Raw genomic sequence first — 20,058 nt, forward strand, 5'->3', positions numbered from 1 at the left:
GCCGTCTGTCGGGGTTCCTATCGATCCTCGTCCGGCTCCGCGGCCAGCGCCTCGTCGCGGAGTTCGCGGCAGCGCTCGCCCTCGATTTCGAGGTCGGGCACGGGCGTCGGGTTGCCGTCGGCGTCGACGGCGACGAACACGAAGTACGACTCCGTGGTGAGTTCGCGCTCGCCGGTGCGGGGCGACTCGCGGTACGCGCGGATCCGCGTCCGGAGGCTCGTGCGCCCGACCGCGTACACGTACGACTCGATGACGCAGGTGTCGCCCTGCGGCACCGGCCGCTTGAAGTCGAGCCCGTCGATCTTGGCCGTGACGCAGGTCTCGCCGGCGGCGCGCATCGCCGACATCGCGCCGATCTCGTCCATCCACTTGACGACGTTCCCCCCGTGGGCCGACTCGTAGTTGTTCGTGTGGGTCGGCTGGACGCGCTGGCGGTTCTCGATGTACGTGTCGCTGACGCTGGGCATACTCGCTGGTAGCGCGGCCGCGGGAAAAACACCGGCCCACCCGTCGCGTCGCCCGGGCACCGGGGCTCGTTCGTCACCGTCCTCGCCCGGCCGCCGGTTAGTTATCAGATCGTGTAATTTGGTCTTTACTCCTAAATAGGGCAGCTTTCTGCGGGCGAACAACAGATGATGAACGCGATCACCGCGCGGTACGGTCGGCGGGTCGGCGCGGCCGTCCTCCTGACGCTCGCCGTGACGCTCGGCTTCGTCGCTCTCTTCGCGGGGCACGTGACGACGGTCGGGACCCCGGCGGCCGCGACGGCGGCGCTGGCGTCGGTCGGCGTCGTCGTCACGCTGAACCTCGGGCTGCTTGGCATCGTACTGGTCGGCAACGTCGCGGTCGAGCTCCGGCGGCTGACGGAGACGGCCGAGGCGGTCGGGCGCGGCGAGTTCGACGCTCGCGCCACGTCCGACCGCGGCGACGAGATCGGGCGGCTGTTCGACGCCTTCGACGAGACGCGGCGGTCGCTGCGGGACGCGGTCGCCGAGTCCGAGCGGGCGCAGTCCGAGGCGGAGGCGGCCCGCGAGGAGGCCGAGGCGCTGTCCGACACCCTCTTGGAGCGCGCCGAGGAGATCGGCGGCGCCATGGAGGACGCGGCCGAGGGCGACCTCACGCGCCGGCTCGACGCCGACGGCGACGTCGACGCGATCGAGCGCATCACCGCTGCCTACAACGAGATGACCGGTGGGCTCGCGACGACGATCGAGGACATCCAGGCGTTCGCGGGCGACGTGGAGGCGACGAGCGAGGAGATGGCCGCGGAGGCCGACGAGGTCGCGGGGATGAACCGGGAGGTGGCCGACGAGATGCGCGAGCTGGCCGACGAGCTGGACGCGCAAACCGAGCGGTTACGGGAGACGGCCAACGACACCGACGACTTCTCCGCGACCGTCGAGGAGATCGCTTCCACCACCGACGAGGTGGCCGGCGACGCGAGCGCCGCGGCCGACCTCGGCGCGGAGGGCGAAGAGCGGGCGACCGAGGCGGTCGAGGCGATCGCCGCGATCGGCGAGCTGCTGGCGGAGCTGGACGAGCTCGTCGCCGGGCTCGACGACCGAATGGACGGCGTCGCGGAGACGACCGACGTGATCGCCGACATCGCCGAGCAGACCAACATCCTCGCGCTGAACGCCTCGATCGAGGCGTCGCGGGCGGGCGGCGACGGCGACGGCTTCGCGGTCGTCGCCGACGAGGTGAAGGGACTCGCCGAGGAGACGCGCGCCTCGACGACGGAGATCGAGGCGACGATCGGCGAGGTGACGGAGGACGTGTCCGCGGTCGCCGGCGAGATGGACCGGACGATGACGGAGCTCGACGAGACGACCGCGGCGGTCGAGGCCGCGGGCGAGGCGATCGAGGAGCTCACCGGTACCGTCGAGGACGTCGACGTCGCGATGGCGGACATCGCGCGGGCGACCGACGAGGGCGCCGAGGGGATCGAGTCGGTCGCGGCGCGCGTCGAAGCGGTCCACGGCTCCGCCACCGACGCCGCCGACCGCGCGCGGTCGCTCGCCGAGACCGCCGACGAGACGGCCGAGACCGTCGGCGATCTCGCGGCGACGGCGACGGCGCTGTCGGAGCGCACCGCGTCGCTCACCGAGCGGCTCGCGCAGTTCGAAACGCGTGCGGACGCGGCCGACGTCGGAGGCGGGGCCGCGGGCGCTCCCGCTCCGACCGCCGGCGACGCGGAGGTGCACGCCGATGATTGAGCCGTCGACGGTGCGGTTCGCTTCCGCAGGGATCTACGCCGTCTCCGCGGTCGTGCTGCTCGCCTTGGCGCGGCGCAAGCCCGCAGACCTGCGGCGGTACTGCTACCCGTTCGTCGCGGTCGTGGCGCTCGCGGGCGTCGGGATCGCGAGCTGGGGCGCCGGGATCGGGACGTTCGCTGTCGGGACCGGCACGCTGGAGGCCGGCCAGCTGCTCTCCGACTACGTGGCGTACCCGTTCCTGTTCGGGTTCGCGGCGTTCGTCTCGGGGGCGGGCCGGCGGTACGTCGGGGGGATCGTCGCGATCACCGTCGCGATGCGGCTCGGCTACGACTTCGCCGAGGTGTTCGCGGGGCCGCTCGCGACGGCGGGCACCCTCGGGATCCTCGTCGGCTACGCGACGCTCGTCGGGCTGTTCTTCGGGCCGGTGGCGAGCGCGGCGGCGCGGCAGACGCCCGCACGCGAGCTGTTCTACAAGAAGACGCGGAACCTCGCGCTGTTCGCCTTCGGCGTGTTGATCGCGTGGGCGATGTTACAGATCGCCGGGCTGTTCGATACGTTCACCGCGGCGGTGACCTTAGAGTATCTTGATCTCCTCTTGCGGGTCGGCTTCGCGGGCTTCGTCTTCGCGAATGTAGAGACGCTGGCGGCGGCGGAGGAATCCGAAGTCGGCGATGCTGGCGATGATGCGGGACGGGGTCCGGCCGCGACGGTGTCGACGTCGAGCGCGGACTGAGTCGGCGCAGTCGGCTTCTCTGGGCTGTCTGTATTGTCACCGATCACCAATCCACTCACTGTCAATCCGGGAGGGTGCTTTTTGTCGGCGTTCACTGATACCCTTCCATGGGCCTGTACGATGTCGTGCTGGTCGCGGATGGCGTCAGGCTGCCGAAGTTTCCGGCCGATGCCAGTCCGTCCGATATCGAGTGGCAGACGAAAGATATCGGTCGGCCGGCCATGAAAGCGTACAAGCTGACCGCAGACGGACGGCTCCTGCGACGCGAGCGGGAGTTCCGTGAGAAGACGCCCGAGGAAAAACAGACGGCAGCCGCCGACCACGGCTTCGACTCGTGGGAGGCGTACGTCTCGTTTTGTGAGGACGCAGCCCCAGATGAGCGCATCCAACGTGGAATCGGTCTTGGAGCGCCGAACCCCCAGACCGTCGACGAGGAGCTCTGGCTCGACCACAATATGCACGGCAGCTTCGAATTCCATGGCCGGCGCGACGACATCGAAGACGGATTCCACTGGTCGTACGAGGCACGGTTCACGCGTGGAGCCCTCGACGCGATCGTCTTTCTCGGCGAGCGAGGGGGTGGTTCCCTCGATGACTACCGGCCCGACGCGCCAGTGCGCGTCGAGTTTTCGTGACTAAACCAGAGGAACGTGGATTCCGAGGTCGGACATCGCGTCGGGCACGTCGTCGTCACCGAACGCGAGACCGTGCCGACGGCAAACACCATCTCCGGAACGTTTCGCGGGGCTGGTCGAGGACGACTGGGACGTCGACGCCTATCGCGAACGGGTCGAGGCCGAGTACGAGGAGACCGCCACCGAGCGGGAGCGGGACCGCCGGGAGTTCGTCGATCGGCTCGCTCCTTTTCGACTACATAATTCGGCGACGCCAGAATTATATAGTCTCTTCCGCTACTGACGAGTATGCCTGCCGACGAGCCCGGCGAGGAGTTCGGACTCGCCGAGGGGTTCAGCGCGGACCTCGACGCCGAACCCGCCGACGAGCGGGTGTACCGGGTCGCGCTCCAGCTGTACGACCCGGCGGGCGTGTCGGAAATCGCGGAGCGCGCCTCGTGCGCGCCGGACACCGCGCGGCGACATCTCAAGCGACTGGCCGACATCGGCGTCGTCGAACGCGTCTCGGAGTCGCCGCTCACGTTCGCCCGTAACGAATCGTACTTCGAGTGGCGACTTCGGAATCGGCTCGAAGCCCTGTCACGCGACGAGCTCCACGAGAGACTCACCGAACTCACCGAGCGCGAGTCCGCGTTTCGCGAGCGCTTCGACGCCGAGTCGCCGACCGACGTGGATGCGCTCCACCACGCGGAGTACGACGACATCGAGACGGTGTGGCTCGCGTTGAGCGAGTGGCACACGGTCAGGGAACGGATCGACCGACTGGAGGCGGTCCGCCGCGATCGCGGTTCGGACTCCCCTCCTGGGGAGAACGCCGCGTGACCGGGTTCGACCCGTCGCGGTCCGTCGACGAGGCGACCCTCCGGTATCTCGGTCGCGCGCTCGGTCGACGGGACGAGGTGCGCCAGACGTCGCTGTTCCCGTCGAACAAGCCGGAGCGTCTCGTCGTGACGCTCGACGTCGAGTACTATCCCGAGCCAGTCGACGGCGTCTCGCTCGAAGTTCGCGCGTACACGAACGGTGAGTTTCACGTATCATATCACGAGACGCGCGCCGGCGACCGGCGACGGTGTCGCTGGGACCGCCACGACCAGCCGCACAACACGCGGGACCACTTCCATCCGCTCCCGGACGCGGCCACGGACTCTGCGGTCGATCGAAGCTACGCGACTGACCTCACGTGTATTATCGAGGGGACCGTGCTGCCGTGGGTCGATGAGCGGGTCGGCGCGCTGTGGGAGGCGGACGGGAGATAGGTCGGCGGCGATATCGAGTGCGGCAGCATACTTATCCGTGGTTCCGACATAGCGAGTCGTATGTCCGGGCTCGAAGCGGACCTCGATGCCATCGCGGCCGCCGGCGGCTACGACGACACCGACGCCGTGGTCGAGGAGGCCGTCCGCGAGCTGTTGCGTCGGCGTCCGGAGCTTCGGCTCTCGCTCGCGGTCGAGAAGTACCGCACCGGAGCGGTGAGTCTCAACCGGGGGGCAGAACTGGCCGGCGTCTCGACTGAGTCCTTCAAACGCGAACTCGCGGATCGGGGGATCGATCGGGAGGCCGGATTCCTGAGCGAGTCCGCCCGCGAGGATCGCCTGGAGACGTTTTCCGAGTGAGACGCGACTAGCGGACGCGTACCGCTCAAGAGTGGACTCGTATTCCCCCATGCGTGGGAAGCCTCACCGTTTACCGTGAGGCGGACGTCAATGCCCCGCTCGCAAGACCATCGAGAACGAAGCCCAAGGCGCATATATCTGTGCCAGAAACATATATGTGTGCTTAGGGCGTAGCGTCGCGTATGACAGACGAGCCACCCTCCTCTGACGGCTCCGACGAGTTCCCCACCGAGGAAGAGCTGCCGGACGAACCGGTAACGGCAGCCGACGCCGACCCGTTCGACGTCGATGACGACAATTTCGAGAGTATCGACGACTTCGCGGCCGCAGAGTGGAAACACGAGACCACTGCGGACGAGCGAATTCGCGCGGTGATCGACGGAACGACGACGCCGAAGTCGGCGGGCGACATCGCAGAGACGGCGCTCGTCTCGGAGACGAAAGCCAGGACGACGCTCAACAAGCTCGCCGAGGAGGGTATCGTCAGCAGTCAGCGGACGGGCTCCGGGAAGTTGTACAGTCGCGACCCGGAGTGGCATCTTCTCAAACAGATCCGGCGACTCGCCGGAAGCGACACGCTCGTCGACCACATCCAGCGAATAAAACGGGAACTCGCGGCGTACGAAGCCGAATACGACGCGCCCGACCCGGAGGAGCTTCTGGTCTCGGACAGGGACCTCGATCAGGACGAACTCGACGACGTCTCTCACTGGCGGACGGCGAAACGAGAACTCAGCCACCTCAGAGCGGCGTACCGCTTCAGAGAAGCGAAGGAGCGGGCGCCGACCGTAACCGAACAGGGAGACGGACGGACGGGGACGCAGACGACCCCCGCCGGCGATCGGCTCCCACTCGAGTAATGGGGCTGGGGAACGGTTCGCCGCTCGATTCGGACGCGATCGATGCGAGCGTGGAACAGGTGCGCCGACAACTCGATGCGGGAGTCGTCGACGTCCGATTCCGGTATCAGAAGGGCCACCCGTTCAAACAGCGGGACGGAGGCGACGTCAGAGCGGCACGGGTCACCGTTACCCCCGGTATCCACGAGCGAGGCGGGTACTTCGATATTCAGTGGTGGGAGAACGGCGACTACAAATACCACTATCGGGAGGACGGACTGGAGTTCAGATTCGGGCGAGAAGCGGCGAACGAAGCCACCTCGAAGCCGGTACGACATTTTCACCCGCCACGTGATCTCGACGCACATCGGCAATCCCGTATCGGAATCGAACGACCGCCCGAACTCGTCACGATCGCCGTATTGAAGACGTGGTGGACGGCCGTCGAGAACGGTGACGAGGCCCTGGTGAACGCGCAGGACGGCTTGCCTTGACCGCTTCTACTACATTCGACGTACTCTCACGCCTCGGCCGAACTGTCGTACATGGCCTCGAACTCCCGCTCGCCGCGGATCAGTTCGTCGACGCCGCTCGTGAGCGTCACCGCTCCGAAGACCGTCGCCCGGTAGTACGTGTACAGACCGTCTTGCCCGCGGTCGGTACGCTTCCGTTTTTCGACGAGCCCGACGTCGACGAGTTCGTTGAGGTGATAGTGGAGGGTGCTGTCGTCGATATCGATCACTGTTTCGAGTTCCGTCGGACTCATGTCCCCGCCGTGGACGAGTCGGTAGAGGATCTCGTATCGCGTGCGGTGTCCGACGGCGGCATACATCGCGAGGTACTCGTCGAGCGTGAGGACGCTCTCGTCCGGGAGGAGATCCTCCGGGTCCTCCGGAGCGTTTCCCTCGACCGTATGGTTCGTCGCCATCTCGTCGCAACCTACGGACGAGAGGCTCTTAGTCGTTCTCAAGCCAGCATCTTTTAAAAACACAGTATTCTATGTGAGCATAGATTCTGTATGCCCAGTATCACGGTCAACGTGGACGACGACCTCAAAACGCGCATGGAGAACCACCCCGAGATCAACTGGAGCGAGGTGACGCGACAGGCCATCCGCGAGAAGATCGAGACGCTGGAAGTGATGGACGAACTCGCCGCGGAGAGCGAGCTCACCGAGAGCGACGTTCGGGAGATCGCCGACAGGATCAACGAGAGCGGGCGCGAGCGCGTGAACGAGGGATCGCCCTAGTCCCGACGAACCAAGCTGACTGTCGGACTCACGAGAATCCCCGCGCCTGATGCCGTGAGAGAATTAACAGCCGGCGGTTCCTCCTCCGTGCTACAGATACTGGACCGACAGATCGTCTTCTGAGCGGTTCTGTAGGTGTTCGTCGACGACTTTCACGACGTCACCGATCTGTCGTCCGGCCTGTCGGACGTATATCAACCCCCTGTGGGGCAGTTCCTGGCCTTCGACGAGTGAGAGGAAGTCGTCGTCGAAGGTCAGCAAGATCCACTCGTTCTCTACGGTGTATCGCAACTGTTCGCGGTCGGGTTCCCCCAGCGTGCCCTCATCTCTGGCGGTGTGTACGGTCCACCCGCGCCGACGGAGTCCGTCGGCGACGGGAATCCAGATACTCTCGTCGCAGTACAGCGGTCGCGTCATGCCGAGGCCGGCTCGGAGGACGACGACCGGAAGTCGTCGATGTGGTCGTAGTAGTACGCGAGCGCTCGGTGAACGTCACCGAGCGTGAGATCGGGGTACAGCTGCGTGATCTCGTCGGGGCTGTACCCGCTGTGTTCGTACGCCGACGCGACGTCTTTCACGCGGATCCCCGTCTCTCCGACGGTCGGCGCCCCGTCGCTGTGGTCGCTATCCCGAACGATTCCCATACCGGAGAATCGACTCGTGCCGACTTGAAACGCATGGTCCAGCGAATCATCGTCGAGACCTCGCCTCGGGCCACTCCGCCGGCCACCAAACGGTTTTGTCCCCCGCCATACTGGTGGACGACATGGCGGGAGCGAACCACGGGAAACCGCCCGTCGAGGACGTGGACGTGGCTGCGATTCGGCGGTATCTCGCGGAGGCGAACGTCCGCTTCGCGGTCCTGTTCGGCTCGCGGGTCCGCGGCGAGGCCCACGAGTCGTCCGACGTCGACGTCGCCCTCCGGTTCCCAGACGACCTGTCTCCCACGGAGCGGTTCCGTCGCCGGAACCGGATCGACGCGGACCTCCAGGATCACGCGGACGCCTTCGTCGACGTGAGCGACATCGACGACCTTCCGCTCCCGATCGCGCGCGCCGCCCTCCGGGACGGGATTCGGCTGGTCGGGGACGACCGAGATATCGACGCCTATCGCGACCGGGTCGAGGCCGAGTACGAGGAGACCGCCGCCGAGCAGGAGCGGGACCGCGGGGAGTTCGTCGATCGGCTCGCGAGGGGAGACATATAGGTGGTCGATGCGGTTGTCGGAGTTGCTCGCTTCTCCCCCATTGTAACCGTTTTAACGGTGATAGTCCGACCCCCACAAGACTAAGGTATTACGAAAGGTATTACTGGATATGAGCAAGTCCACGCGTGTCACTGAGAAGGGCCAAGCGACGATCCCTCACGAACTCCGCGAAAAGTACGATTTACAGCCCGGTGACGAGGTCGTCTGGATGGACACCGACGAGGGAATCGTCGTAAAGAAGCGCACCCGCACTGGTGGCCGTGGGATGCTCGTTCCCGAGGGCACCTCCGCGGAGAAGCGCGAGGAGATCGCAGCGGAACTGGGTCAGCGCGTCCGCGACCGCCGCGACCGTAACTACGAGGACGCCTGAGATGGCGACGTACACCGCCGACGCCGTCTCGCTACTGGCGTATCTCGTCGATGCGCTCCCGCAAGGGGCCGACCAGGTGTTCGCCGAGGCAGAAGCCGGGGAAACGGTCATCGAGGCACCGAGTACGGCTCTCGCCGAGGTACTGTACTCGGTCTCCCGCGACACGGACGTCCGAGGGATCACACTCACCGGGACGCCCGAGGATGCCCGGCAGGCGTTGGTCGGAAACGGGCCGGTCTCGGTCGCCCCCGTCGACGAGCCGGAGCTGGCAACGTACGCGCAACTGTTGGACGAGTTCAGCATCCACGACGGGCTGATCGTCGCCAGCCATCGCGCACGGGAGACGGACGCGATCCTCACGACCGATGGTGTCATCCGCGACGCCGGGTACGAAACGATCTGGGAGTCAGTGGCCCGCGACTGAAATCGGTGACCGCGCGCGTTCCTCGACCGATGACGACCGTCATTCCCGGGCGTACTCGACGTCGAGCGCGAGATCGTCTTCGGTGTAGTGGCGCTCGACCTCACGCTCGCCGAGCAGCCGATGGAACTCCGCCTTCGAGAGGCCGGCGAGCTCCCGTGCCTTCCCGAAGGAGAGGTATTCCTCTCGGTACAGCGAGACGGCGAGCTCCTGCCGGACGATGGGCTCGCGGTCCGCCGGCGGTGCCGCGATCGCGTCCAGCACCCCGGCGGGCAGATCGATACTGCTCATACCGAAGCGTTCGACGCCGCGGAACTTAATATCGCCGCTCAGGGAGGTCGACCACGAGGATCTCCACGAGGATCGCCACCCGTTCGAGCGCTTCCAGCAGGAAGTCGCACAGTGGCTTCGCGACCGCGACTCGTAGTCCACTCGAACCGAACGGGCCGAGAATCGTTCGAGCGAACCGAGCCTCGCGCACGCGCCCGCGAACACAACCCACCGTCCCACTCACCGACACCCCACGCAGCCGACTCCTTTTATACGATCCTGCGACCCCACCCGCACCCCCCGCGTTCCGAACCGGTTTTCGAAAACGACCGTCTCACCCGCCTTAGACGCTTGTGAGATGCGTTCATATACTTCGGAGAACCACACAAAGCATATACTGACGATTTGATTCGGGAATTTGGGGTTTTAGCGTCTATGAAGCCGGTAACAAGGCAACGAACGGCTTACTGACTATCGGCTGGATTCCCTATGTGAATCAAAACTTTAAATAATTTTAGCTCATAGAATCTTATGAACACAGCACGATGCTGGAAACGACTCGCACTTACGTCGCACGCATCACGAACCACGAACAGGTTCGTGAGGCCCTCGACCAGTGCGGGTTCGCGGCATCTAAACTGTGGAACGTCGGACGCTACTATATTCAACAGCGATGGGACAAAGACGGTGAAATTCCGGGCGAAGCCGAATTGAAATCGGAGTTGAAAGATCATGAACGCTACAATGACTTACATTCGCAGTCGAGTCAGCGAGTTCTCGAAGAGCTTGCTGAGGCGTTCGTCGGTTGGTACAACTCCGACGATGGCAACAATCCACCCGGATACCGGAAAGGCGGTGACGATCATCCGCGCTCCACCGTCGTGTGGAAAAAGGAGGCCATCAAGCACGACGACAAGCACGGTCAGCTCCGCCTCTCAAAAGGATTCAATTTAAAAGAATCTTGGTCAGACTTCATCCTCGCGGAGTACGAGACTCGTCCCGACGTACCAATTGAGAACATCCAGCTGGTACGGGCCGTCTGGGACGGCGACGAGTGGGAACTTCACATCGTCTGTAGAAAAGCGGTTCCAGTCGAAGACGCACCCGGCGACAAGACGGCCGGTATCGATCTCGGCATCAGCAACTACCTCGCTATCGATTACGAAGGCGGTCCCTCGGAGTTGTATCCGGGGAACACGCTGAAAGAAGACAAACACTACTTCACCCGCGAGGAGTACCAGACCGAAGGCGAGAACGGGCCGTCGAAGCGTGCGGTGAAGGCTCGAAAGAAACTCTCCCGGCGTAAAGACCACTTCCTCCAGACGCTCTCGAAACACGTCGTAGAGCGGTGTGTCGAAGAGGGCGTGGAGACGATCGCCGTTGGTGATCTCAGTGGGATCCGTGAGGACGAAGACGGTGAGTCGCGGAACTGGGGCCAGTCGGGGAATAAGAAGCTACACGGCTGGGAGTTCGGGCGATTCGCTCGTCTGCTCGAATACAAGGCCGAAGAACACGGCATTCTCGTCGATCGCGTGGACGAAGCGAACACCAGTAAAACGTGTTCGTGCTGTGGACAGATTCGGGACTCGAACCGCGTGGAGCGTGGACTGTACGTCTGTGAGTCGTGTGAGACGACGATGAACGCGGACGTGAACGGCGCAGTGAACATCCGACGAAAGATAACTCAGAGTCCTCCGACGGAGGATATGAGTAACGGCTGGTTGGCCCAGCCCGGAGTCTACCTGTTCGACCGCGAGAGCGGACGGTTCACACCGAGAGAACGGGGAGACTGTAAACCGTAATCTCCCAACGCTCGGGAATCCCACTCCTTCGGGGGTGGGAGGAGGTCAAACTAACCGCTTTAACACTCGATCCTAGCCCGCGTCTCTAAATACGGCCTGCCGTGAGTCTGGATCACGTTCGGCTGTTCGATACTGGCGACGTGGCTGACACCAATCAGGTCGAGGTCGTCACGAGCGTACCGATGGCTGGAAAGACTCAGACGGCTGAGTAGGTCCCTTCCCTAAAAATCAACACACCATCGCCTGAGAGGGTTCAAATCCACGGATTCAAGCGACGGGCCGCACGTCGCGTTTTGCTCGCACGCAACCCCCGGAAACGGTCACACGCTTGCTCGCCACGGTGAGGGTAACGATTTTTCTCAATTTCGAAAACACGCGTCTGACGCCCGCTATCGTCTGTGTGTGGCTTTCACACACCGTTAGGAGGCACACAAAGCATTTATACCTGACACCAGAAGTAGTGATCGCAGCCCCTACCCCATAATGCGACAGAAGGCTAGTAATCCGAGTCGAGTCCGGTTGCCCTACGACGGCGACGTTGGTGACGACGAGCGGGCGACGGAGACGCGGACAAAGCAGGCTGTCGCGACGCAGAACACAACAACACACAATGACAAACGACAATAACACACGCACGAAGGCCAATGCGGTCTTCTTCGCGGCGATCATGGTTGTCTCCATGTTCGCAGCTGGCTTCGCTGCCGCTCCGGCAGCCGCCGCAGTCCAAGGCATTACTGCCGGGAGTGCGGACGATGTTGAAGTCGGTAATTCCGCGGTAACGCAGCAAGTAACGTTCGATGTAGATATTGAAACTGGAGACACTAACGAGACGGTTACAGTTGATCTCAGCGGCGCAAGTGCCGTTGCCGACACTACCGTCACTAGTGTCTCCGGTAGTGGTGACATCACAGCCACCGACGCAGGACTCTCCGGAAGTACTCACAGCATCAATGTGAGTAACGCCTCCGGTGTTACCGGCGATCCTGCTTCGTCGACTGTTACCGTTACCTACGAACACGATACCTCGAATCTCGATAACAGTGATTCGACAAGTGGGGATGCGATTGACTTCGTTATCTCCGGTAACAGTAACCAGGCTACTGTGTCGTTCGACTTGACGGCGCAGACCTACACGCCGGACTACGAGCCTGATCAGGAGCTGTACTTCGCTGGCCAGACGTTCGAGGTCAGTGACCTCCAGCCCAGTTCGGACTACCAGATCCGCGAAGTCACCGGGACCAACGATTCTGGTGGCATCACTAACACGGACCCGTTCGAGCAGTTCCAGTCCAACAGTACTGGCTTCTACACGGTTGACACGAGCGGCTTCGACACCGGCTCGTACGTCCTCAGTGGTCCGGGTATCAACGACCAGGACGCGACTGAGTTCGAGATCTCCACGCAGGACCTGACGACTGAGTTCGAGGACGACTCGGTTGACAACGCTGGAGAAACCACGACCGACCTCGAAGTCGAGTCTAACCGTGGTTCCTACGACATCGTCGTCTCGTCTGACGACTTCGCGTACGACGATCAGGAACTCGACAACATCTTCAACGAATCGTTCACCACGGTCGTTGACGATGCTGACGAGGAGTTCCGCATCACCGGTGTCACCGACGACACCTACGCGCTGAACTTCTCGGAGATTGACGCTGGCAACTACACCTTCGACTTCGACGTCGCTGACACGGACGCGGCCGACTCCGCGACCATCACCGTCAACGACGTTGGCGAAGGCGAACTCGACATCGACCCCTCCTCGGTCACCGAGCAGCAGGGCGATGTCGTTCCGATCACCGTGACCGCCAGCGAGGCCGTCACCTCCGGTGAGCTCGTCATTGGTGACGAGTCTGATGTTGGTTACCAGGCGAACGTCACCATCGACGACTTCGGTGACAACGACGAGATCACGATCTACTTCAACAGCTACGCTGCGGGTAACACCTCGGCGGATGCTGATGACATCGTCTGGGTCGATTCTGAGGACGCTGACGAAGATGCGTCCATCTCGTTCAACAAGAGCGCAGACCAGACGACGGGCATCGACATGCTCGACGCTGGTGACTACGAGCTCGCCGTCTCCACGGTGTCTAACGATGCCGCGGAGACGCTCAACTCGCCCGACAACGTCGGTACGCTCTTCCTCGAAGAGCGGTCGACGTCCGAAACGATCAACACGTGGACCGTCTCCGACGGCGTTGCCGGCGACATCGTTAGCGCCGACGACTCTGTCGAGGCGCTGAACGAGCGTATTGGTGAGAACGTTACGCAGGCCAGCACCCTCGCTGAGGGCGACCGCGTCGTCCACCAGATCGAGGCGTCCGGGCTGACCGGCCTCCTCGAAGCGACTGGTGACGATGCTTCGACCCAGCAGTTCGAAGAGGCTCTCGGTGACGAGATCACCCTGCGCCTTCGCGAGACGCGCGAGAGCGCCGGTCCGAACTCGGAACTCCGTACGGTTAACATCGGCAACTCCACCGTCGATGTCGTCGTCGACGACGAGGCAGACACGCTCTACGTCATCGTCGACACGGACTCGATCGAGTTCGACAACAGCGACATGCTCGACGCGAGCGACGACGATGTCGGCATTGACGCGCGCTTCCGCGTTGAAGATCCGCGTCTGCTCGAATTCAACCGTATCTCGCAGACCAACGAAGACGTTGAAGAGGTCTCTGACCTCTACCAGTCGGCCACGGGAACCTTCACGGTGACCGCGCCCGACGGTGAGTTCGATCAGGACCCGTACAACGTGACGAACGCCGAGGGTCAGGTCGTCTCCGGGACGACCAACCTCGCGCCCGGTACGGAACTGACGCTCCGCGTCCGTTCCGACGGTGACACGCGTCCGGCGTTCTCGAAATCTGAAACCGTGACCGTCACACCTGACGGCACGTGGTCCACTGAGTTCGACTTCAGTGAGCAGAGCGTCAACGACACGTACAACATCAACCTCCGCAACTCGGCGTTCAGCGAGAACCCGTCCGTTGAGGGTACGGTCGTCGAGCAGGTCGAGGAGTCCGCGACCTTCACGGTCTCGGAGCTCGACCCGCAGGACGTGACCGCGACGGTCGGCGACGCGCTGACCGTGACGGCCACAGTCGAGAACACCGGCGGCCAAGAGGCCACCCAGACTGTCGAGTTCCGCGTTGGCGGTAACGCGGTCGCCAGTCAAGACGTGACCCTCGAAGCCGGCGGTAGCACCACCGTCGAGTTCGCGGACGTCGACACGTCCGGTCTCGAAGCTGGTGAGTACGAGCACGGCGTCTTCACCGACGACGACAGCCAGACCGCCACGCTCACCCTCAACGCCGACGGCGGCGAGGGTGACGGCACCGGCGACGGCGAAGGTGACGGCACCGGCGACGGCGAAGGTGACGGCACCGGCGACGGCGAAGGTGACGGTACCACCGACGACGGAACGCCCGGCTTCGGTGCCATCGTCGCGCTCGTTGCCCTCATCGCTGCTGCGCTGCTCGCGACCCGCCGCAACGAGTAACATCGTTGCCTGACGGTCGCAGCTCGTAGCTTCCAACCATCGGCCCTCGCGGGCCGACCCACACGCGGTTTTTCTTTATCGCGCTCGACCCGACTCGTCCACTGAGCGACAGCGAGCGGCAGCGCGCCTGATACGAGACTGCCGTTCTGTGGCAAAAATTCGCATGGACAGCATAGATTGAAGTAGGGCTACCATCGATCACCGCGTGCCGGACGCTGTCACGCCACGATTACTGATAGTTGCCGTGGCACGGAACTCGCAGTCGAGTCGCGTGACGGTGTCCGGTATTATCGGCCGAGCGGCTCGCCGTCAACGCCGATCTCCCTCCACCGATGACATGGGGTGGCTCGCCCCCCGGGCTCACACTGGTCTCGGGTAACTGAGAAGACGCATCGGTCCTGAGCGTCTCGCTCGTTTACTGACTCCCTCGTCACGACTACCTTGATGCCGCCCGCGCCGCGTTCCACGACGCCACCATCGACCCGTGACCTCGGTTCATAGGTGTTCATCGAGCGCCCGGACGCGGATTTACAAACGTCACCGGGTAAATAGGCGGTATGGCTGCCGAGATCTCCGACCGCGTACGCGAAATCGCGGCGGCTCGCGAGTGCTCCGAGTCCGAGGTCTTCGAGCGCGCCCTCGAACGAGGCCTCGAAGCCCTCTGGGAAGACCTCGTCCTCGCGCGGTACCTCGCCGTCGACCTCGACCGCGCCGCGGCGATCGACCGCGTCGAGCGGGTGACGGTCGAGCGAGCCGACCGAGAGCGTTCGGTCGTCGAGGATGACGTCGATTGGGGCCTGAACGCGTGACACTCGCGGCAGTCTCGGACGCGGGACCGCTCATTCATCTTGCCGAAATCGATTCGCTGGAACTACTCGCGACGTTCGACACGCTCCTCGTTCCAAAGACCGTCTACTCCGTTTCGAGCTACTCGTAGATGACCGCGTGGCGTCGACCGTCGAGTTCACCCATTTCTAAGGCGATCGCTCGGCGTTCCGCGTCCGTCTCGGCCGACTGATACCGCTCGTACAGGCGGCGGACCTCGTCGTCGACCGAGGTCGTGGAATCGCTACTGGACGCCATTCGTGTGGTGTTCTGGAAGTTACAAAATAAAAATCCCGCTCCTCAAGGCGGGGAGGATGTCAACCACAAAATCATCGTTCCTCCGCAGGCCCGATCGTCGCCTCACTGTCCCCGATCGGTCACCCTCCCGACCGCCTACTCCTCATCGCGCTCGACGACGACCGTCCGCCCGGTCAGCGTCTCGGGCGTGAAGCGGTAGAGGTCGATGTCGAGGTCCGGCTTGTCGTCGGCCCAGATCTCGAAGAGCGGGCGCTGCGTCTCGCCGTACTGCGCGATCGTCTCGGGGGTGAGCTCGTCGAGGTCGACCCGTTCGAGGGGGCCGACGCCGACGACGCTCGCGTACTCGTCGTCCTCGTCTTCGTACACCACGATCCGAGCCTGCGGCGTCGACGCGAGGAACTCGCGCTTCTCGCTGTCGGGCGTCGACACCAGCCGGAGGTACAACGCGCGCTCGTCGGCGTCGTACCCGTAGGAGATCGGGATCGCGTACGGCGCGTCGTCGCGCGCGAGCGCGAGGACCCCCGTCTCGTGGCGGGACAGGTGCGCGTCCACCTCGGCCGGCGACATCTCGACCTCGCTGTTCGTCGGCATACCCCGAATTTCTTCGCACGGCGGCTTAAAGGGAACGAGACGACGCGGCCGGTGGGGGAGCAAGGGGATGGTCGGCGATGCGGCGCGGGGACCGCGGGGCGGGCCGGGCGATGCGGCGCGGAGTCCGCGGGGCGGTCGCGACGCGGTCGCGCTCAGCTCATCGCCGGCGCCGAACCCACGTCCTCCTCGGTGACCGGCGCGCCGCAGACGACGCAGCCCGTCTCGAGCAGCGTCGCCCGCATCGCGTCGTCCACCTCGATCGAGCGCCGACACTCCGGGCAGACGAAGGTGTGGGTGGATCGCCCCGTCATACCCGTGGGTACGACCCCCACGCCCATCAAACGGGCCGCGGATTCTCGCGAGTTCGAAATGTGATGAACGATCCTTAATCGAGCAGCGCCCCGAACAGCTTCCGCTGGGCGGCCGCGACGTGCTCCGTGAACGTCGAGCGCCCGATCCCCAGCGACTCGGCCACCTCGCCGGCGTTGGCGCCCTTCGGGTGGTCGAAGTAGCCCGCCTCGTAGGCGGCCGCCAGCACCTCGCGCTGGCGCTCCGTCAGCTCGCTCCGGTCGACGGTGACGAGGTCCGACTCCGTCGGCGTCGTCGTCGACTGGAGTAAGCGTAACACCTCCATGTCCGAACACCCCTCGCGGAACGCCTCCAGCACCGACCGCAGCGTCGGCAGGTCGCTCGCGTGGAAGGTGAGCCGGAGCCGCCCGTCGCGGATCGTCGCCTCCGAGACGGGCGTCTCGTGGCGGTCGAGGACGGCGAACGGCGAGTCGGGGTCGACGGCCGCGTCGAACCGGTACGCCGCCCGGCCGCCGTAGTCGAAGACGACCTCGACCCCCTCGGGGACCGAGAGGTCGGCGTCCGCGATGAACTCCACGACCACGCGCTCGCGGTCGTCCGCGGGCGTGCAGCGCGTCACCTCGGTGACCGGCGTCGCCCCGTCGACGACCCCGTCGAACGGGGACAGCGCCGTCGGCAGCGAGACCTCCGCCCGGATTCCCGATCCCATCTCGTTCGTCCGTACCCGCCCCGGGCAAAAACGTTGGCGGGCGCGCCGCCCGGTATAAAACACCCAGCATATGATGGGCCACCGTTCGGGGTGGTGGAGCCGTTATCTACAGATATGAAACGCCCCCCGCGCACGACCGACGCGACGACGACCGAGGGAGACGACGCGCTCGACGCCACGTTCGAGGCGCTCGCCGACGCCGACTGCCGGGCGATCCTCGCGGCAGCGGCGACGCCGAAGACGACGAGCGAGCTCGCCGAGGACTGCGACATCGCGCTCTCGACCGCCTACCGGAAGGTCGAGCTGTTGAGCGAGACGCCGCTGCTCGCCGAGGGGGTCCGGTTCGACCCGGACGGCGACCACGCCGCCGAGTACGTCCGCGACGCCGAAGACGCCGCGATCGAACTCGGCGACGACGGCGTGGCGCTCACGGTCGACGGCGGGGGGACCGACCCCCTCGCCGCCGCGCTCGATTCCCCCGGCGTCTCGGCCGACTGACCGCCGTTCCCGGCGGCGGGTCACCGCGCCGTCGTCTCGCCGCACCGCCGCCTTGCCGCTCCGCCGCCGCACCGCCGCGCTGCTGCCGCGCCGCTCCGCCGCCGCACCACCGCGCTGCCGCCGCTGCGCGACGATCGTTTTCGAACCTGATAATTGAACGGTCAAGGTTTTACACCAGTTCGCGGACGTGTCCCGTATGTCTCGCTCGCCGGAACCAGAGACTCTCATCGATCTCGCGCAAGACAAAATCGCGGTGATCGACGAGACGGGCCGGTTCCGGTACCTCAACGCGGCCACCCGCGACCTGCTCGGATTCGACCCGGACGAGCTCGTCGGGACGGACGCGTTCGACCTGGTTCATCCGGACGACGTCGACCGTGTTCGGGCGGCGTTCGAGGACCTCGTCGCCGACGGTACGCGGCCGGACGCCCCGCTGGAGTACCGCTACGAGACCGCCGACGGCGACTGGGTGTGGTTCCGCACTCGCGTGTTTCCGCCCGCTGAGACCGGCCTCGACGGCTACGCGCTGAGCTCTCGCGACATCACCCTCGAAGTCGAGTCCCGGCGGCGCCTGGAGACCATCGCCTCGACGTCGCCGGACGTGCTGTGGATGTTCGGCGCCGACTGGAGCGAACTGCTGTTCGTCAACGGCGCGATCGAGTCGGTGTTCGGGATCGACCCCGAAACCCTCGAGCGCCGGCCGCGAGCGTTCTTGGAGGCCGTCCACCCCGACGACCGGGCGGACGTCGAGTGCGCGATGGAGCGGCTCTCCGCCGGCGATCCGACGAATCTCGACTACCGGATCGGCTCCCCGGACGGGCCGACAACTTGGGTCAGGGTGCCCGCGCGCCCCGTGCGGGAGGACGGCGAGGTCGTCGCCGTCACCGGGTTCGCCCGCGACGTCACCGACGAGTACCGCCGCGAGCGCCAGCTCACGGTGATGGACAACCTGCTCCGGCACACCATCCGCAACGACATGAACATCGTCGACGGCACCGCGGAGCGGATCGCCGACCGGGTCGACGACGCCGTCGCCGCGGCGTCGACGGCGACCGAGGGGGACGAGGCGGTCCCCCCGGACGTCGACCTGGCCGAACTCGCCGCCGACCTGATCGACCACGCGGAGACGGTCCGCCGGGTCGCCGACGACCTGCTCACCACGGCCGAGAAGCAGCGCGGCGTGATCGACCTCCTCCGGCAGCACGAACCGCCGCAGCCGCTCCGGGTCGCACCGCTCGTCGAGCGCGCGGTGGCGGACGCCGTCGACGACGCGAGCGAGGCGCCCGCCGACATCACCGTCTCCTGTCCCGACGACGTGCGCGCGTTCACGCACCCGGAGCTCGACTACGCGATCGCCGAGCTGATCGAGAACGCGATCGAACACGCCGAGGGGGCGGCGACGGTCGAGATCGAGGTCACGGCGCCCGCCGACCGCGTCGAGATCGCGGTCCGCGACGACGCGCCCCCCATCCCGGCGGCCGAGCGCGACCCGATCACGGACCGGTGGAAGATGGACGACCTCAGACACACCGGCGGGATGGGGCTGTGGCTCGTCTACTGGATCGCGGACCGCTCCGGCGGCGACCTCGCGTTCGACGCCGGCCCCGACGGCAACGAGGTGACGATCAGCGTCCCCGACGCCGACGGCGAGCCCTCCTTCCCGGCGGCCGACCGCGGCCCGCCGCCGGCCTCCGAAGTCCGGCCGGCCGCGGCTGAACCGGACGGCGGCGCGACGGCGCCGGCCGCCGGCTCCGAGGCGGTCGCGCCCGAGTCCGCCGGCCCCGAACCCGACGAGCGCGACCCCGCCGACGGTGAGCCCGCGGCGGGCCGCGAGTCGACCGGGGACCGCGAGCCGACCGGAGACCGCACCCCCGACGACCCCGACGCCGCCCCCGGTCCGCCGTGAGGTTCGCCGGGCGGCCGACCGAAACCCGATCGATCGTTCACCATAGGACCCGATTTCGAAGAACCTCCCACCGATCTTAAGCCGACGCTTCGCGTACTCTCGGGT

Annotated in this window: 28 protein-coding genes; 18 read left to right on the forward strand and 10 right to left on the reverse strand. The window is 65.3% G+C overall.

The window, feature by feature from the left end; all coding sequences use genetic code 11:
• Positions 1 to 17: 17 nt before the first annotated feature.
• A complete protein-coding gene (locus tag AC4NMM_RS10815; protein ID WP_491924240.1) occupies positions 18 to 467 on the reverse strand; it encodes an acyl-CoA thioesterase in 450 nt (149 codons plus the stop codon).
• Between the two features lie 165 nt (positions 468 to 632).
• Between AC4NMM_RS10815 and AC4NMM_RS10820 the strand changes: the two genes are divergently transcribed.
• The 8 genes from AC4NMM_RS10820 (at position 633) to AC4NMM_RS10855 (ending at position 6,530) form a co-directional block, all read left to right on the forward strand.
• Entirely contained in the window at positions 633 to 2,216 is a 1,584-nt protein-coding gene (locus tag AC4NMM_RS10820; protein ID WP_491924241.1) for a methyl-accepting chemotaxis protein, read from the forward strand.
• Positions 2,209 to 2,949 carry a G protein-coupled receptor family protein gene (locus AC4NMM_RS10825; RefSeq protein WP_491924242.1) on the forward strand — a complete coding sequence of 247 codons (741 nt, stop codon included), beginning with the start codon at positions 2,209 to 2,211 and terminating at the stop codon, positions 2,947 to 2,949. The genes AC4NMM_RS10820 and AC4NMM_RS10825 overlap by 8 nt, the downstream gene beginning before the upstream one ends.
• 107 nt (positions 2,950 to 3,056) lie before the next feature.
• A complete protein-coding gene (locus tag AC4NMM_RS10830; protein ID WP_491924243.1) occupies positions 3,057 to 3,584 on the forward strand; it encodes a hypothetical protein in 528 nt (175 codons plus the stop codon).
• Between the two features lie 288 nt (positions 3,585 to 3,872).
• Positions 3,873 to 4,406, forward strand: coding sequence for a DUF7342 family protein (locus AC4NMM_RS10835; protein ID WP_491924244.1), 534 nt, complete (start codon positions 3,873 to 3,875; stop codon positions 4,404 to 4,406).
• Positions 4,403 to 4,840: a toxin-antitoxin system TumE family protein gene (locus tag AC4NMM_RS10840; RefSeq protein ID WP_491924245.1), complete on the forward strand. Its 438-nt coding sequence runs from the start codon at positions 4,403 to 4,405 to the stop codon at positions 4,838 to 4,840. Before AC4NMM_RS10835 ends, AC4NMM_RS10840 begins: the two co-directional genes overlap by 4 nt.
• Positions 4,841 to 4,900: 60 nt before the next feature.
• Positions 4,901 to 5,197, forward strand: a complete 297-nt coding sequence (locus tag AC4NMM_RS10845; RefSeq protein WP_491924246.1) for a DUF7317 family protein — start codon at positions 4,901 to 4,903, stop codon at positions 5,195 to 5,197.
• 182 nt (positions 5,198 to 5,379) lie between these two features.
• Positions 5,380 to 6,057 carry a winged helix-turn-helix domain-containing protein gene (locus AC4NMM_RS10850; protein WP_491924247.1) on the forward strand — a complete coding sequence of 226 codons (678 nt, stop codon included), beginning with the start codon at positions 5,380 to 5,382 and terminating at the stop codon, positions 6,055 to 6,057.
• On the forward strand, positions 6,057 to 6,530 hold the full coding sequence (locus AC4NMM_RS10855) for a toxin-antitoxin system TumE family protein (protein WP_491924248.1): 474 nt from the start codon (positions 6,057 to 6,059) through the stop codon (positions 6,528 to 6,530). The genes AC4NMM_RS10850 and AC4NMM_RS10855 overlap by 1 nt, the downstream gene beginning before the upstream one ends.
• A 26-nt stretch (positions 6,531 to 6,556) precedes the next feature.
• Here AC4NMM_RS10855 and AC4NMM_RS10860 read toward each other — a convergent pair whose 3' ends face one another.
• Positions 6,557 to 6,964 (reverse strand): ArsR/SmtB family transcription factor, encoded by a 408-nt coding sequence (locus tag AC4NMM_RS10860; RefSeq protein WP_491924249.1) that lies wholly within the window; start codon positions 6,962 to 6,964, stop codon positions 6,557 to 6,559.
• 90 nt (positions 6,965 to 7,054) lie between these two features.
• Between AC4NMM_RS10860 and AC4NMM_RS10865 the strand changes: the two genes are divergently transcribed.
• The gene (locus AC4NMM_RS10865) at positions 7,055 to 7,285 is read left to right on the forward strand and encodes a hypothetical protein (protein ID WP_491924250.1); all 231 of its coding nucleotides are present in this window, start codon (positions 7,055 to 7,057) and stop codon (positions 7,283 to 7,285) included.
• A gap of 90 nt (positions 7,286 to 7,375) precedes the next feature.
• Here AC4NMM_RS10865 and AC4NMM_RS10870 read toward each other — a convergent pair whose 3' ends face one another.
• Positions 7,376 to 7,702: a DUF5615 family PIN-like protein gene (locus tag AC4NMM_RS10870; RefSeq protein ID WP_491924251.1), complete on the reverse strand. Its 327-nt coding sequence runs from the start codon at positions 7,700 to 7,702 to the stop codon at positions 7,376 to 7,378.
• Complete coding sequence (locus AC4NMM_RS10875; protein ID WP_423996327.1) at positions 7,699 to 7,929, reverse strand: DUF433 domain-containing protein; 231 nt, start codon at positions 7,927 to 7,929, stop codon at positions 7,699 to 7,701. Before AC4NMM_RS10875 ends, AC4NMM_RS10870 begins: the two co-directional genes overlap by 4 nt.
• A 122-nt stretch (positions 7,930 to 8,051) precedes the next feature.
• Here AC4NMM_RS10875 and mntA point away from each other — a divergent pair, with 122 nt between their 5' ends.
• From mntA to AC4NMM_RS10890, 3 genes are all read left to right on the forward strand, one after another.
• Positions 8,052 to 8,492 carry a type VII toxin-antitoxin system MntA family adenylyltransferase antitoxin gene (mntA, locus tag AC4NMM_RS10880; protein ID WP_491924252.1) on the forward strand — a complete coding sequence of 147 codons (441 nt, stop codon included), beginning with the start codon at positions 8,052 to 8,054 and terminating at the stop codon, positions 8,490 to 8,492.
• A gap of 109 nt (positions 8,493 to 8,601) precedes the next feature.
• Positions 8,602 to 8,862 (forward strand): AbrB/MazE/SpoVT family DNA-binding domain-containing protein, encoded by a 261-nt coding sequence (locus AC4NMM_RS10885; RefSeq protein WP_004598831.1) that lies wholly within the window; start codon positions 8,602 to 8,604, stop codon positions 8,860 to 8,862.
• Position 8,863: 1 nt separating this feature from the next.
• The gene (locus tag AC4NMM_RS10890) at positions 8,864 to 9,286 is read left to right on the forward strand and encodes a hypothetical protein (protein ID WP_491924253.1); all 423 of its coding nucleotides are present in this window, start codon (positions 8,864 to 8,866) and stop codon (positions 9,284 to 9,286) included.
• 39 nt (positions 9,287 to 9,325) lie between these two features.
• On the opposite strand, the gene AC4NMM_RS10895 is transcribed toward AC4NMM_RS10890, so the two are convergent.
• Together AC4NMM_RS10895 and AC4NMM_RS10900 are read right to left on the reverse strand one after the other, a co-directional pair.
• Positions 9,326 to 9,574, reverse strand: a complete 249-nt coding sequence (locus AC4NMM_RS10895; protein ID WP_491924254.1) for a UPF0175 family protein — start codon at positions 9,572 to 9,574, stop codon at positions 9,326 to 9,328.
• Between the two features lie 25 nt (positions 9,575 to 9,599).
• On the reverse strand, positions 9,600 to 9,797 hold the full coding sequence (locus tag AC4NMM_RS10900) for a hypothetical protein (RefSeq protein ID WP_491924255.1): 198 nt from the start codon (positions 9,795 to 9,797) through the stop codon (positions 9,600 to 9,602).
• A 301-nt stretch (positions 9,798 to 10,098) separates the two neighbouring features.
• Between AC4NMM_RS10900 and AC4NMM_RS10905 the strand changes: the two genes are divergently transcribed.
• From AC4NMM_RS10905 to AC4NMM_RS10920, 4 genes are all read left to right on the forward strand, one after another.
• A complete protein-coding gene (locus AC4NMM_RS10905) occupies positions 10,099 to 11,355 on the forward strand; it encodes an RNA-guided endonuclease InsQ/TnpB family protein (RefSeq protein WP_491924256.1) in 1,257 nt (418 codons plus the stop codon).
• Between the two features lie 610 nt (positions 11,356 to 11,965).
• Positions 11,966 to 14,857, forward strand: a complete 2,892-nt coding sequence (locus AC4NMM_RS10910) for a BGTF surface domain-containing protein (RefSeq protein WP_491924257.1) — start codon at positions 11,966 to 11,968, stop codon at positions 14,855 to 14,857.
• A gap of 557 nt (positions 14,858 to 15,414) precedes the next feature.
• Positions 15,415 to 15,666 (forward strand): hypothetical protein, encoded by a 252-nt coding sequence (locus tag AC4NMM_RS10915; RefSeq protein ID WP_491924258.1) that lies wholly within the window; start codon positions 15,415 to 15,417, stop codon positions 15,664 to 15,666.
• Positions 15,663 to 15,794 carry a PIN domain-containing protein gene (locus AC4NMM_RS10920; RefSeq protein WP_491924259.1) on the forward strand — a complete coding sequence of 44 codons (132 nt, stop codon included), beginning with the start codon at positions 15,663 to 15,665 and terminating at the stop codon, positions 15,792 to 15,794. Before AC4NMM_RS10915 ends, AC4NMM_RS10920 begins: the two co-directional genes overlap by 4 nt.
• Here the strand turns inward: AC4NMM_RS10920 and AC4NMM_RS10925 are convergent.
• The 4 genes from AC4NMM_RS10925 to AC4NMM_RS10940 all read right to left on the reverse strand — a co-directional run bounded on the left by AC4NMM_RS10925 (position 15,785) and on the right by AC4NMM_RS10940 (position 17,549).
• Positions 15,785 to 15,940 carry a hypothetical protein gene (locus AC4NMM_RS10925; protein WP_491924260.1) on the reverse strand — a complete coding sequence of 52 codons (156 nt, stop codon included), beginning with the start codon at positions 15,938 to 15,940 and terminating at the stop codon, positions 15,785 to 15,787. The two genes, AC4NMM_RS10920 and AC4NMM_RS10925, sit on opposite strands and share 10 nt — an antisense overlap.
• Positions 15,941 to 16,075: 135 nt before the next feature.
• A complete protein-coding gene (locus tag AC4NMM_RS10930) occupies positions 16,076 to 16,531 on the reverse strand; it encodes a pyridoxamine 5'-phosphate oxidase family protein (protein WP_491924261.1) in 456 nt (151 codons plus the stop codon).
• 152 nt (positions 16,532 to 16,683) lie between these two features.
• Entirely contained in the window at positions 16,684 to 16,842 is a 159-nt protein-coding gene (locus AC4NMM_RS10935; RefSeq protein ID WP_199241206.1) for a DUF7560 family zinc ribbon protein, read from the reverse strand.
• Between the two features lie 74 nt (positions 16,843 to 16,916).
• Positions 16,917 to 17,549, reverse strand: coding sequence for a helix-turn-helix domain-containing protein (locus AC4NMM_RS10940; protein WP_491924262.1), 633 nt, complete (start codon positions 17,547 to 17,549; stop codon positions 16,917 to 16,919).
• A 114-nt stretch (positions 17,550 to 17,663) separates the two neighbouring features.
• Here AC4NMM_RS10940 and AC4NMM_RS10945 point away from each other — a divergent pair, with 114 nt between their 5' ends.
• Together AC4NMM_RS10945 and AC4NMM_RS10950 are read left to right on the forward strand one after the other, a co-directional pair.
• On the forward strand, positions 17,664 to 18,047 hold the full coding sequence (locus AC4NMM_RS10945) for a winged helix-turn-helix domain-containing protein (RefSeq protein ID WP_491924263.1): 384 nt from the start codon (positions 17,664 to 17,666) through the stop codon (positions 18,045 to 18,047).
• A 196-nt stretch (positions 18,048 to 18,243) separates the two neighbouring features.
• A complete protein-coding gene (locus tag AC4NMM_RS10950; RefSeq protein WP_491924264.1) occupies positions 18,244 to 19,953 on the forward strand; it encodes a PAS domain-containing sensor histidine kinase in 1,710 nt (569 codons plus the stop codon).
• The last annotated feature ends 105 nt before the right edge of the window (positions 19,954 to 20,058 follow it).

Source organism: Halorubrum sp. SD41, from assembly GCF_058630335.1.